Source organism: Shewanella sairae, from assembly GCF_023283535.1.
GTDB lineage: Bacteria > Pseudomonadota > Gammaproteobacteria > Enterobacterales > Shewanellaceae > Shewanella > Shewanella sairae.
In genome coordinates this window covers 30894-44047 of sequence record NZ_JAKILT010000048.1, presented here as the reverse complement: position 1 = coordinate 44047, position 13154 = coordinate 30894, and the positions used below count along the sequence as shown (strand labels likewise).

General features: G+C 44.1%; 10 protein-coding genes and 1 pseudogene. 5 read left to right on the top strand and 6 right to left on the bottom strand.

The window, feature by feature from the left end:
• Nucleotides 1-388: 388 nt before the first annotated feature.
• Nucleotides 389-1030, bottom strand: a complete 642-nt coding sequence (gene pyrE, locus L2748_RS17620; RefSeq protein WP_220780428.1) for an orotate phosphoribosyltransferase — start codon at nucleotides 1028-1030, stop codon at nucleotides 389-391.
• A gap of 109 nt (nucleotides 1031-1139) precedes the next feature.
• Nucleotides 1140-1853, bottom strand: coding sequence for a ribonuclease PH (gene rph / locus L2748_RS17615; RefSeq protein ID WP_012157036.1), 714 nt, complete (start codon nucleotides 1851-1853; stop codon nucleotides 1140-1142).
• Between the two features lie 272 nt (nucleotides 1854-2125).
• Here rph and L2748_RS17610 point away from each other — a divergent pair, with 272 nt between their 5' ends.
• Nucleotides 2126-2989, top strand: a complete 864-nt coding sequence (locus L2748_RS17610) for a YicC/YloC family endoribonuclease (RefSeq protein WP_220780429.1) — start codon at nucleotides 2126-2128, stop codon at nucleotides 2987-2989.
• 105 nt (nucleotides 2990-3094) lie between these two features.
• Here L2748_RS17610 and L2748_RS17605 read toward each other — a convergent pair whose 3' ends face one another.
• Entirely contained in the window at nucleotides 3095-4408 is a 1314-nt protein-coding gene (locus L2748_RS17605; RefSeq protein ID WP_220780430.1) for a type II toxin-antitoxin system HipA family toxin, read from the bottom strand.
• A complete protein-coding gene (locus L2748_RS17600) occupies nucleotides 4408-4689 on the bottom strand; it encodes a helix-turn-helix domain-containing protein (RefSeq protein WP_220780431.1) in 282 nt (93 codons plus the stop codon). The genes L2748_RS17605 and L2748_RS17600 overlap by 1 nt, the downstream gene beginning before the upstream one ends.
• A gap of 205 nt (nucleotides 4690-4894) precedes the next feature.
• On the opposite strand from L2748_RS17600, the pseudogene L2748_RS17595 reads away from it, so the two are divergent.
• From L2748_RS17595 to L2748_RS17580, 4 genes and pseudogenes are all read left to right on the top strand, one after another.
• A pseudogene (locus L2748_RS17595) lies at nucleotides 4895-5162 on the top strand (endoribonuclease YicC domain-containing protein); the annotation flags it as partial.
• Between the two features lie 192 nt (nucleotides 5163-5354).
• The gene (locus L2748_RS17590) at nucleotides 5355-8555 is read left to right on the top strand and encodes a DUF3427 domain-containing protein (RefSeq protein WP_220780432.1); all 3201 of its coding nucleotides are present in this window, start codon (nucleotides 5355-5357) and stop codon (nucleotides 8553-8555) included.
• A 452-nt stretch (nucleotides 8556-9007) separates the two neighbouring features.
• A complete protein-coding gene (locus L2748_RS17585) occupies nucleotides 9008-9847 on the top strand; it encodes a 5'-methylthioadenosine/S-adenosylhomocysteine nucleosidase (protein ID WP_220780433.1) in 840 nt (279 codons plus the stop codon).
• Nucleotides 9848-10054: 207 nt separating this feature from the next.
• Nucleotides 10055-11323 carry a NupC/NupG family nucleoside CNT transporter gene (locus tag L2748_RS17580; RefSeq protein WP_220780434.1) on the top strand — a complete coding sequence of 423 codons (1269 nt, stop codon included), beginning with the start codon at nucleotides 10055-10057 and terminating at the stop codon, nucleotides 11321-11323.
• 146 nt (nucleotides 11324-11469) lie between these two features.
• On the opposite strand, the gene L2748_RS17575 is transcribed toward L2748_RS17580, so the two are convergent.
• Complete coding sequence (locus tag L2748_RS17575; protein ID WP_220780435.1) at nucleotides 11470-12132, bottom strand: GntR family transcriptional regulator; 663 nt, start codon at nucleotides 12130-12132, stop codon at nucleotides 11470-11472.
• A gap of 82 nt (nucleotides 12133-12214) precedes the next feature.
• Nucleotides 12215-13120, bottom strand: coding sequence for a LysR substrate-binding domain-containing protein (locus L2748_RS17570; RefSeq protein WP_220780436.1), 906 nt, complete (start codon nucleotides 13118-13120; stop codon nucleotides 12215-12217).
• Nucleotides 13121-13154: the final 34 nt, after the last annotated feature.

The window sequence follows — 13154 nt, the reverse complement described above, 5'->3', positions numbered from 1 at the left end:
CCTACACACGCTTGCTTTATCTAGGTTGGGCTTTAGCCCATCAGCATTGATGACAAAATCCAAATAACTGACGGCATCAATGCCGACCTACACACGCTTGCTTTATCTAGGTTGGGCTTTAGCCCATCAGCATTGATGACAAAATCCAAATAACTGACGGCATCAATGCCGACCTACCACGCTTGCTTTACGTAGGTTGGGCTTTAGCCCATCAGCATTGATGACAAAATCAGAATAACTGACGGCATAAATGCCGACCTACACACGCTTGCTTTATGTAGGTTGGGCTTTAGCCCATCAGCATTGACGACAAAACCAGAATAACTGACGGCATAAATGCCGACCTACAAGGTTAAGATGCTTTACCTAGAATCTAGGACTTAAAAGCTTAAATCCCGTATCGGTCGCGATAAGCGCTTACCGTTGCAAGCTCTGCTTCCATACCTGACTTTTCAGACAAGTAGTTAATCAAGTCTTCAAGCTTGATGATAGACACGATGTCACAGCCAAAGTCGCGCTCAACTTCTTGAATCGCAGAAAGCTCGCCCTTGCCCTTCTCTTGGCGGTCTAGTGCAATCAACACACCAGCCAATGCTGCTTTATGCGCTTCAATGATTTCCATAGATTCACGAATCGCGGTACCGGCTGTGATCACATCATCAACCAACATTACGCGGCCTTGCAGCTCGCTACCCACCAAGCTGCCACCTTCACCGTGATCTTTCTTCTCTTTACGGTTAAAGCAGTAAGGCATGTCGATATCGTGGTGATCGCACAGTGCTACCGCAGTAGTGGTTGCGATTGGAATACCTTTGTATGCAGGGCCAAATAGCAAGTCATACTCAATACCTGAGTCAACTAGCGCCGCAGCATAAAAACGACCTAGACGCGCTAAGTCACGACCCGTATTAAATAGGCCAGCGTTAAAGAAATAAGGGCTAGTGCGGCCTGACTTTAACGTAAATTCGCCAAATCGAAGTACCTGACGTTCTAGGGCAAATTCAATAAACTCACGTTGATAGGCTTTCACAATCTCTCCTTAAAAATGTAGGGGTAATACTTTGCGTATTATTTAATATTATTTGGTTTTCTTTACTTACAAAAAGGACCCCGTAGGGCCCTAATAACAAAAACGATGATTAGCTTAACGAAGCTTTCTGGATATCAACGATTTCGCGAATACCGTGCTTAGCCAAATCAAGTAGGCTCAATAGCTCTTCGTGGCTAAATGGTTCACCTTCTGCAGTACCTTGGATCTCAATGATCTTACCGGTCTCAGTCATTACCACGTTCATGTCAGTTTCAGCAGCGCTGTCTTCGATATATTCTAAATCGCAGATTGGCTCGCCTTTATAAATACCAACACTTACCGCAGCAATCAGGAACTTAAGCGGGTTAGTCTTCAAGATGCCTTTACCACGAGCCCAGTTAAGCGCGTCAACTAACGCAACACATGCGCCAGTAATCGCAGCAGTACGAGTACCACCGTCCGCTTGGATCACGTCACAGTCGATAACGATAGTGTTTTCGCCTAGTAGCTTCATGTCTACAGCAGCACGTAGTGAACGGCCAATTAGACGTTGGATTTCTTGAGTACGACCAGACTGCTTACCGCGAGCGGCTTCACGCTGCATACGGCTATGAGTAGAACGTGGCAGCATGCCATATTCAGCAGTTACCCAACCTTGGCCTTGGCCTTTAAGGAAACGCGGTACGCCTTCTTCAAAACTAGCGGTACACAGTACTTTGGTGTCACCAAATTCTACTAAAACCGAACCTTCGGCATGAGCAGTAAACTGGCGAGTAATAGTCACAGGGCGAGACTGTGCTGGAGTTCTGTTGCTTGGGCGCATGATGAATTCCTGTATTTAAGGGCATGGGGTAATTTGGCTGCATATTATAGGGACATGTGCGCCACTATGCTATCTGAATCCGTAAACTCAGCAGAAAACAGCCTTCTGATTTTGCGCATAAGCTCGCAATAACCGCAATCTATGAATAAAAGCCGACAACAGCGCCTTGTTATCACGCCTGCATGAGCAAATTTACCACTAAAGCCTGCACCTTAAATTTGTTTGGGTATATAATCACAATTCACTTAGACGAATCACACTGGAAATCATCAATGATCCAAAGCATGACAGCCTACGCTCGCATTGAGCACAAAGCAGATTGGGGCACCGCCTCATGGGAAATCCGTTCAGTTAACCAGCGCTACCTAGAAACTTACTTGCGCCTACCAGAACATTTCCGCAGCTTGGAGCCTGTTCTTAGAGATCGTCTACGTAAACGCTTAAACCGCGGTAAAATCGAAGTAAACCTTCGCTATGACCTAAACGAAAAGAGCGATAGCGAGCTACAGCTAAACCAAGATCTAGCTAAGCAAATTATCAATGCCGCTAACTGGGTGAAGAACGAAGCGGGCCAAGGCGAGCTAAACGTGGTTGACGTACTACGCTGGCCAGGTGTGATGTCAGGCTCAGAGCAAGACATGGACGCACTAGGTAAAGAGTTGTTAGTGGCTTTTGATGCGGCAATCGATCAGTTTATCGAAGCCCGTGGCCGTGAAGGTGACGCAATCAACACCATGCTACAAACTCGCTTAGACCAAATCGTTGAGCAAGTAGCAGTTGTACGTGGCCACATGCCAACCGTTATGCAATGGCAGCGTGACAAGCTAACTAACCGTTTAGCTGAAATCACCGGTGAACTTGACCCTGCTCGTATGGAGCAAGAGATGGTATTGCTAGCGCAGAAGATGGATGTTGCCGAAGAGATGGACCGTCTTGACGCCCACGTAGCAGAAACACGCCGTATTCTTAAGAAAGGTGGCGCACAAGGTCGCCGTCTAGACTTTATGATGCAAGAGTTTAACCGTGAGTCAAACACCCTAGCGTCTAAGTCAATCAGCAACGACGTCACTGCAGCAGCGGTAGAACTTAAAGTATTGATTGAGCAAATGCGTGAGCAAATTCAGAACGTAGAGTAAGTCTCTATCGATTCAAATTAGTGCTTTTAAGCCCAGTTTATCGCTGGGCTTTTGTTTGCCTTTTTCGAGAGAATTAAGCTCTTTGACTGGAACCTTAACTCCTAATTACTCAGCCGTCAGTCGTTTTGCTCTATCCTTTAAACCATCGAGAATCGAATCTCTTATATGTACAGGAAAGTCACCCGGCAGCTGAGCCTTTACCCTCATAATCACATCATCGACTGAATCAGCAACCTCTCGTAAAATGGCAGTCATAGTCTGGGTATCAAACCCAATAGCCTTTGCAGTTTGCATAAAGTGTCTTGGGAAAATCTGGGCTATTTGATACTTCTTGCCTTTAGTCGCTTTAAGTCCCATCGCAAGCTTAGCATCACGAATATTTAGGCCCTTACCACCAATAACTGGATACATGGATATAATGTCGTAAAAGGGAGTAAGTCGATACCCGCCACCGGCCTCAATGAAGAGTGAGAAGTTCTTAGCATGCCCGTCTGTCGCCGCTAAAAGCCAGAACAGCACTTGCGATTTCATAAAGTTATACCTGTCTGCTTCTGAGTTCATAGAGCCCAATAAATAAGGCATGATGTGCTCAATATCAGGGCCACCATGACTTTCATACTTTTTAGCCGATGGAATATTTAATGTCTGGCAAAAGTCCTCTTGTGGCAATCGCATAATCCATTGGCTATCACTAGATAATTTACGATCAAAACGTGCGACTGCCAGCGCCTTAATATCACCCACCTTAATTATTGAGCAATGCGGCACATCTAAGCCAAACTCACTCACAATCATCATGCACAGGTATTCGTTTTCAACGCTATCAGCCATATCAATAGTAAATGAATGGCTCTGTATCTCACCAATAGGCAACTTAATGATATGTGTAGTCGGTGTCGCTTTAATTGGAAGCTGCCATCGGCCATCTAAATTAAGTAAAGCCGTCTTCTCTTGAGCTCCCGCAATTGAGATCCGAAAATCATCCTCATCGGCTAACATGCCAAGCGGGATATCTGACTGATAGCCCTTAAGCACCTTTTCCAATGCCTCATCAGATAAAGGCTTAGCTTCAATCTTTTTAACCTCAAAGGGGGGCTGTTCATGGGGTACTAACTGCAATGCTCCAACACTGTCTTGGCCGACTTTAGCGAGTAGATCGAACGCTTGAGTCGATTGCGCATTATGGCGAGCTACAATCCTGTTTCTCACCTCCATGTTATCTGGCAATAAATTATCAAAGAAGTTATAAACTTCGTCACCTTTATACACTTTCGAACGCAATGGCATAGACAGTGAAATAGGTCGACTTCCTGAAGTATCAAGCCACTGACGGGTGTACTTGAACAAATGAGAACCAGTAGTCGACTTAGTCAATTGCCCAACCAAATAGCCATTCATATAAACATCAAGAACAGCCATTACCACTCCTCCTTCCACTCTTGCTCGGGGGCAGTGCTTTTATCATCGTTCAGGCGTTCCGCGAGTTCTGAATTTCTAACCTTTATATCCAACTCTAGATTAAGTGCTGACAGAATTTTAAACAGCGTCTCTAGCTTGGTCGAGTCTGGGTTCTGCTCAAAGCTTGAAACGGTATCCTGACGAATGCCAACTTTACTAGCTACCTTGCTTTGCGAGAGCTTCATATTCAGCCGTGCATCTTTAAGATATGCGCTAAGCTGCTTTGAGTTTGTCACCTTCATGAACACTACCTGTAGAGTTAACCTTAACTCTACTTTACACGCTAAAGCAGGTAAATCAAGTTTCACACGCTGCAACCGTTAAATAAGGTTTCACACGCTATAAGCATTAAATCTAGTTTTACACGCTATAAGCGTTAAACCACTAACTACACGCTATAGCGTGTACTCATAATGTAATTGAGTTTAGGTTTATTACTAGGCTTTTCGTATAGAGCAAGAGATTGTTCTGCTAGCGCAGAAGATGGACGTTGCCGAAGAGATGGATCGTCTTGACGCTCACGTCGCAGAAACGCGCCGCATTCTTAAGAAAGGTGGCGCACAAGGTCGCCGTCTAGACTTTATGATGCAAGAGTTTAACCGTGAGTCAAACACCCTAGCGTCTAAGTCAATCAGTGCCGAAGTCACTGCAGCAGCGGTAGAGCTTAAAATTACTTATCGAGCAAATGCGCGAACAGATCCAGAACGTGGAATAAGCTTTCTGCGTTTGGATAAGTCGCTTTGAAAAACAAGCAGTAATATATTAGTAGAGCCCAGCTAAATGCTGGGCTTTTAATTGGCTGTGGATCAGTATTTTAAGTTCAGGTGATTAGTTTTAACGTCACTACTTATTTCTATTAATCAATTCAGTTATTCTTAGCTAACTTCAAATAATCAAAGCACTTTTAATGAATCAAACCGGCGTATACGAGCAACTGATAACTCAGTTAGTCGAGCAGAAATTAGATCGAAAAGCTTTCTATGTTGGCGAACGTTCATTAGAGAATGGTGAAGCCGCCTCTTGGCTCTCTCGCTTTTTAACTCGAATTATCGAAATAGCGATAGACTCAGTACCTAGTAGCGATAACCGTGTTTTTGAGCAAATAAGTTTAGCCAATAAAGTCATCGAATGGCTTAGTGCTAACATTGCAGATAGTGAGCTCATCACCGAAAATCTGATTGATAGCCAAGGCAAGATCCTGACTGCATTGCTCGACAAGCAAAACCCAATATCCTCAGATTTCCCAAAGTATATTGAAGGCGTTATGCCGCTAACAGGACTCACTCAGAGCGAGTTATTTTGCGGAAGTAATGCAGGCGTATCTCTTGAAACTGAGATTAAACGTGAAATCCAGTCATCTGATAAGATCTATTGGCTAGTCTCATTTATCAAATGGGCTGGGATCAGGATCTTTAAAAAAGAACTTGAAGAATTTACTCGCAGCGGTAAACAGCTAAAGATTATCACCACCTCCTATATGGGCGCGACAGATGCCAAAGCTGTTGAGTTTTTGGCAGCTTTGCCAAATACGCAAGTGAAACTGAGCTACAACACCAATAGAGAACGCTTACACGCAAAATCCTATTTATTTATGCGTAACTCGAGCTTTCATACTGGTTATATCGGTTCATCTAACCTGTCACACTCTGCCTTAACTAGTGGGCTAGAGTGGAACTTAAAGATCACATCGCAAGAGATCCCGCATATTATTGAAAAATCTCTCAGTACATTTGAAACCTACTGGGAGTCACCAGATTTTGAATATTTTGATGGTAAAACCCAAAGCAAAGAGCGCTTAGTTAACGCCTTGCAAGAAGCCAGAGGCACTTACGATACATCCGCACAAAGCTTTTATTTTGATATAAAACCTCACTCACATCAGCGAGCTATTTTAGACAAACTAAAAGTAGAACGTGAGCTACACGGTAGGTATCGAAACCTTGTCGTTGCAGCGACAGGCACAGGCAAAACGATTATCTCAGCATTTGATTTCGCTGAATTTTATGCAGAGAATCCTGAGGCTAAGTTTTTATTTTTAGCGCATAGAGAGGAAATCTTAAAACAAGCGAGAAGTGCATATCGCGGTGTGTTAAAAAACAACCAATTTGGCGAATTGCTCGTAGGACAAAATAAACCACAAAGGTTTAATCAGTTGTTTGCATCTATCCAAAGCTTAAACAATCAGCTAGCGACGATTCAATTAACCGAAGGGTACTTTGATTACATTGTTATCGATGAAGTCCATCACGTTGCAGCAAACAGTTATCGAGCTATTCTAAAACACTTTACGCCACAAGTTTTACTCGGTTTAACAGCCACACCAGAACGCCATGATGGCGCTGATATTCTTAAAGACTTTTGTAATGTCATTGCAGCTGAAATCAGGTTACCAGAAGCTATTAATCAACGTCATTTATCACCGTTCCAATACTTCGCAATTGATGATGACACCGATCTCACAAAGGTTTCATGGGCAAAAGGCCGTTATGATGTCGCCGAACTAACTAAACTCTACACACACAATGACCAAAGAGTCTTGCGAATACTGCAAAGCTTAGAAGAGATCATTACAGACATATCGCAGATGCGCGCATTGGCGTTTTGCGTAAGTAAAGATCACGCTAAATTCATGGCGCAAAAGTTCACTTTAAGCAATATCCCTTGCGGCGTACTCACCAGTGACAATTCAAAAGAACGAGACATTCAGCTGCAACGTTTGAAATCAAAAGAAATTAACGTGTTGTTTGTGGTTGATATATTCAACGAAGGTGTCGATATTCCGGAGCTAGACACATTACTGTTTTTAAGACCAACAGAAAGTCTGACTATCTTTCTTCAACAATTAGGTCGTGGCTTACGACTGACTAAAGATAAAGAGTGCTGTACCGTCATTGATTTCGTTGGTAACTCTCGTCCTGAGTATGACTTTTCGCATAAGTTTAGAGCGCTTATCGGCAAAACCAACCAATCTATTTCAAAGGAGATCAAACAAGGGTTTCCACATTTACCTTTGGGCTGCCGAATAGAACTTCAAGAAAAAACGCAGCAAATGATCTTAAGGAACATATCGCTAGCAACCTTAAACAAAAACAGACTGCTTGGCTTAATTTCAAGCTACCCTAACGTGACAGATTTACCTCTTACGCTAGCAAACTTTCTGCATATCTATCCTGACTTGTCATTAGAGGATATCTATAAAGTAAAAGTAGGTAAGTTTGGTGGTTGGCGAGCACTTGTAGAAACAAGCCGCGGTGAAGAAATACAGCAGAACGAACTAGACATTTATGCCGCTTACTATCGTGCAATCAACAATCGCTTATTAAGCTGCACTTCTATCTCTTATTTGCGGTTTATCAAAGCATTATATGGAAACAACTTATCAGTGACCACTCAAGCTGCTGTAGGGTCTGATGCAGAACAACACCGTCCAGTTTTCTCAACCATGTGTCATTATGACTTTTGGGATAAAACGGGTAAGCAAGCCGGATTTGATACCATTGAGCAGAGTTTACTTGCGCTAAAACATAAGAAACTACAAGACGAGCTTAATGACGTTATTTCACTGCTTATTGAACGCTTAGCCACACAAGAATTTAAGATGCCTGCCGTAGGTAATATTGTGGTGGATGGCTCTCCGTTAAAGATGCATGTACGTTATCCCAAAGAACACATATTGGTCGCGTTTGGTGATAGTACATTTGATAAGAAATCATCCAGTAGAGAAGGTGTACTTAATATTGCAGGTGCCAATACTGAACTGCTGTTTGTTACCTTAGATAAATGCGAAAAGCAGTTTTCAGCAACAACCATGTACCATGACTACGCGATCAGCCCCACGCTATTTCATTGGCAAACCCAGAACAGTGCCAAGCCAACCTCAGGTAGAGGATTAGGCTATATAACGCAGCAAGAAAACAACAAGACGTTCATCTTATTTGTTAGAGAACAAGCTAAAGATGAATATGGGAAAACCATGGGATTTGTCAATTTTGGACCAGTAGACTTTGTTAAGTATGAAGGCTCTCAACCAATGAATATTACATGGAAGCTAAAACAAGCTATGCCTGCATATATGTGGCATGACACAGCTAAGCTAGCTGTTGGCTGATAGGTAGCTTTGCTAAACACACCACCAGCCTATTCCCAATGATAAAATGAGTGGCCCTTTCTCAAAGTAGAAGTGCGCCACTCGCTCATCTTAGCAAGCGAAAGCCTCCTTTTTTGACAATTTCAGAGCCCCTTCAAGCCGCGGATTCCTCACTTTCCACCGCCAACTCTGTCCTACTCAGCTCTAATTCGCCCCACTAACTAGCCTGTTTTTTTAAACACTGTTTTCTAATTTAAAATCATTGCCAAACGCGACGCGCTCAACAAATAAACGCCTTTTGAAATATCCTTACAAAATAAGTGGTTACAGCTGCATGAATTTAGCTACAAAAGCTAAAAACTGAGCACTTTTTAGGCCACCGAAACCGCAACAAGTATTTTACTTTTCATTTCGTTGTTTAGCCTAAATCTCGTTGCTACCATCCGCGCACTTTCCATTCGAAGTTATTTGTCATGCCAACTTGCGAGCAGCCAACAGCTGAAAAGTTAGACCCTGAACACGTAAACTCTGAACAGTCACACAATGAAAAGTTACCCTCAAAAATGCTAAATCCTATCTTAGTTCAAGGCGCGATGGACGTTGAAGTCGAAACGCTTGTTGCCGCCCTTAGTGATGTAAAACAACAAACATTTGGTGCGTGGACGTTCTGGCAAGGCCTATTAGATGGCTACCCAGTTGTAGTATCGCGTACCGAGATTGGTTTGGCTAACGCCGCCGCCTCTACCACTTTGGGCATTGTGCATTACCAGCCAAAAGTGATCATCAATCAGGGCACCTCTGGTGGCCACGATCCTAAGCTTTATCGCTCTGACATCGTCATTGGTGAAACCAGCTTTAACATGGGCGCTTACAAGATTGAGTTCGTGGAAAAAGGCCAAGGCATCCACCCAACTACTTGGCAGAACTTCGATATGCCAATGTACCTACGTGAAAACGGTGTGGTGGTTGAGCACAATCACTTTAAAGCCGACCCAAAACTTGTTGAAATCGCCCTGTCGCAAGCAAGCAGCTACACCCACGGCAAAGTGGTCGTGGGTAGAATTGGTAGCTGTGATGAATGGAACCGCGAAGTTGACCGCATTAACTGGTTCCACGAGACCATGGGCACTTCAGTTGAAGAGATGGAAACCTCTGCGGCTGCGCAAGTTGCCGAAGCTTACAAACTGCCTTTTGTGAGTATTCGCGTGCTGTCTAATACCGACCAACATAAGCAAGACTTTGAGCCGCAAACGGCGATTGATTGTCAGGTTTATGTGCTTGATGTCATCAAAGCATTAATTAAGACCTTTTAAAGCCAGTTAAAAAAACATCTAATCAACAAGATGAATGACGGGAATAACAATGCTATTCCCGCCCGCTTTCGCTCGCTTTTAAAACGCTAATTTAACGCTTCATTGTTATAAAAAATGCTTTAAAGAATGCTTTAAACATTGCTCTAAAAATCGGGGAGAACATTAGCCTCCCCTTTACATCAACTTAGATAGTAATAGACAAATTCAATGCAAATTTTAATCAGTATTGTTGGCATCATCACCATTCTTGTCGTGGCTTTTTTGGCCTCTGAAAACCGTAAAGCCATTAACTACCGCACGGTTGGTTTGGCGTTTTTACTGCAGTTAATCATGGGTGCGTTTGTCATCTATTCATCGTTCGGCCAGGCCGTTATCTTTAATATGGCAGAAGCGGTTTCGACCGTGATTGGTTACAGCAACGAAGGCATGTCGTTTATGTTTGGCGGCCTTGTAAGCGATAAGATGTATGAGCTGTTTGGCCCAGGCGGCTTTGTTATCGCCTTTAAAGTGCTACCGATTATCGTGTTTTTCTCGGCAATTTCAGCAGTGCTATATTACCTAGGCATTATGCAATGGGTAGTTCGCATCGTGGGCGGTGCGCTGCAAAAAATCCTTAATACCAGCAAAGCAGAGTCTATGTCTGCTAGCGCTAACATCTTCTTAGGTGTGACCGAAGCGCCGCTGCTGATTAAGCCTTATATTCCTAAGATGAGCCGCGCAGAATTGTTTGCAGTAATGTGTGGTGGTTTAGCCTCGATTGCTGGCACCATGCTAGCGGGTTATGCCCAGCTAGGCATTAAGATGGAATACCTGTTAGCAGCCTCATTTATGGCGGCGCCAGGTGGTTTACTGTTTGCTAAGTTATTAATTCCGCAAACTGATAAAGTAAACGACCAAGATCTAACAGTTGTTGAGGAAAATCCACCAGCCAACATTATTGATGCGGCAACAACGGGCACCATGAATGGCCTGTCGTTAGCTATGGCAGTGGGCGCTATGCTATTTGCCTTTGTCAGCTTAGTGGCACTAATGAATGGCATGTTAGGTGGTATTGGTAATTGGTTTGGTTTTGACGGCCTAACCTTGCAGCTAATTTTAGGTTATGTGTTTGCCCCTATCGCTTGGTTGATGGGGGTGGCATGGGATGAAGCGCTACTTGCAGGTTCGTTCATCGGCCAGAAGATTGTGATTAACGAGTTCTTTGCTTATATCAACCTAGCACCATACCTAAGCGGTGATGCGATTGTTGAAGCAACGGGTATGCCGATGTCTGAGCGCACCCAAGTGATTTTATCATTCGCACTGTGTGGCTTTGCTAACCTTGGTACTGTTGCGATTGCAATTGCCGGTATTGGCGGTTTAGTGCCAGAGCGCCGCTCTGAGATTGCATCACTAGGTTTGAAAGCATTATTCGCGGGTATCTTGTCTAACCTAATGGCGGCAACCATTGCCGGTTTGTTTATGAGCTTTGTTTAATCGGCTCATTGTTCACAGCATTAGTAGCTAGTTAGCCAGCAGGCCCATATGGCGTAACGTCATATGGGCCTGTTTTGTTTTACACGCTATAACCGTTACAACTTAATTTACATGCTGTTGCGTGTAACGTTAAAAAACGAGAGTAATTAATCCGTTTTTACTAAATCACTTTTCGCTAAATCAGTACGGAACATCGGGGTGATATTAGCTCTTGCTTGCTCGGCGGCGGTTTCGGCGTCGCCGGCACAGATAGCTTGCACTAATGCCTGATGGCTTGAGGCACTATCCGACAAGTCGTAATCTTGGTGAGTAATGGCAATGTAGGCCTGCAGTGGATATAAGATCTGCTTATATTGATTGAGCATGCGTTCACTGCCACAGATCTCAATGATCAGCTGATGTAACTGCCAGTCCATCACACTGATGCGGCGGGTGTCGTCACTGTGCTGTAAACACAACAGTTGATACTCTTGAAAGAAATCCGCTAAGCGGCGTTTATCGTCGCTGCAGGCCCACTTGGCTGCCATCGCAGCGGCTTCGCCTTCTAACGCAACACGTAAATGATACAGCTCCCATAAGTCTTGCTCATTTATCTCAACCACTTGCCAGCCTGAATAGGGCTTTTGAATGACTAAGCCCTCATTGACTAGCGAGTTCAGCGCCATACGCACTGTGCTGCGCGACAGCTCTAGCTGCTTGGCTAACGCGCTTTCCACCAGCTTTTCGCCGAGTTTGATATGGCCTTCCAATATATGCGTGCGCAGATAACGGATGGCTTGCGACTCCAAACTTTCTTTAATGATTTTCATATCGTTTACTGATGGCTCAAATAGTGCGTAGGTATCATGTTAAGTAACCAAACAAGCGAAATAAACTCGACTAATGTCGAAGCTACTCCAGCATGGCTTGGTGAACAAACTGGATAAAGCTATGGGCTTGTGGCGATAACGGCTTATTTTTACGAGTCAAAATATAATATGCCCGCTGATGGCGCACTTTTAACTCAGGAAACGGCATCACCAAACGACCATCGGCAAGCTCTTCTTGGATCTGCTGATGGGCACACACTGCCACACCTAAGCCACTCATGGCCAGCGACATCACCACTTGGCTTTCACTGGCGTAGTGGCACTTTTGCAGCTCTAGCTTGGCCACTGGATAATAATTTAGCCAATAGCGCCAGTCGAAGTTGTCTCGGTCATGAATAATACTGGCATCGGCTAAGTCTGCTGGCTTGGTAAGCGGTTTGCGCTTGAGGTACTCTGGCGAGCACACCGGCACGTAATCTAGACTACACAAAAACTGCGAATCAAAACCTTCCCATTCACCGTCGCCCCACTTAATAGCGAGCTCAGTTTGCGGTAAAAAGTCAAAGTGATTAGTGGTCAGCATCTGCCCGACTAATAACTTAGGGTACTGAGCCAAGAACTTAGGCAGTAATTTACTGATCACTTGGCGGCTAAACACTGGCTCCATCTCAATGTGCAGCGTGTAGTGCTCGGCATCATTATGGAAACCGTCAACCACGCCCATTAACTCTTGGATCGGTTGATTGATCTGTAACAGTAATCGCTTACCATCTTCGGTTAATTGAATTTGCCTGCCACCACGATAAAACAACTTAGTCCGCAGCACTGCCTCAAGTTTAGCCACTTGTTGGCTAATGGCTGACTGAGTTAGGCACAGTTCGCGGCTAGCCTCGGTAAAGCTTTGCTTATCTGCCACCGCTTTAAATGCCATAAACCAAGATAACTGCGGTAAGCGGGCACTTGCTGAACTAACTTGAGTTGTATTCATAACATCCTGCGATGGTAAGCCCCTACCGCAACGT

Bases quoted from the DNA above. Each gene is read 5' to 3' on its own strand.
- L2748_RS17600 (WP_220780431.1), bottom strand. From the start codon at position 4,689: ATGAAGGTGACAAACTCAAAGCAGCTTAGCGCATATCTTAAAGATGCA.
- L2748_RS17575 (WP_220780435.1), bottom strand. From the start codon at position 12,132: ATGAAAATCATTAAAGAAAGTTTGGAGTCGCAAGCCATCCGTTATCTG.
- L2748_RS17590 (WP_220780432.1), top strand. From the start codon at position 5,355: ATGAATCAAACCGGCGTATACGAGCAACTGATAACTCAGTTAGTCGAG.
- rph (WP_012157036.1), bottom strand. From the start codon at position 1,853: ATGCGCCCAAGCAACAGAACTCCAGCACAGTCTCGCCCTGTGACTATT.
- L2748_RS17610 (WP_220780429.1), top strand. From the start codon at position 2,126: ATGATCCAAAGCATGACAGCCTACGCTCGCATTGAGCACAAAGCAGAT.
- L2748_RS17580 (WP_220780434.1), top strand. From the start codon at position 10,055: ATGCAAATTTTAATCAGTATTGTTGGCATCATCACCATTCTTGTCGTG.
- L2748_RS17585 (WP_220780433.1), top strand. From the start codon at position 9,008: ATGCCAACTTGCGAGCAGCCAACAGCTGAAAAGTTAGACCCTGAACAC.
- L2748_RS17570 (WP_220780436.1), bottom strand. From the start codon at position 13,120: ATGAATACAACTCAAGTTAGTTCAGCAAGTGCCCGCTTACCGCAGTTA.
- L2748_RS17605 (WP_220780430.1), bottom strand. From the start codon at position 4,408: ATGGCTGTTCTTGATGTTTATATGAATGGCTATTTGGTTGGGCAATTG.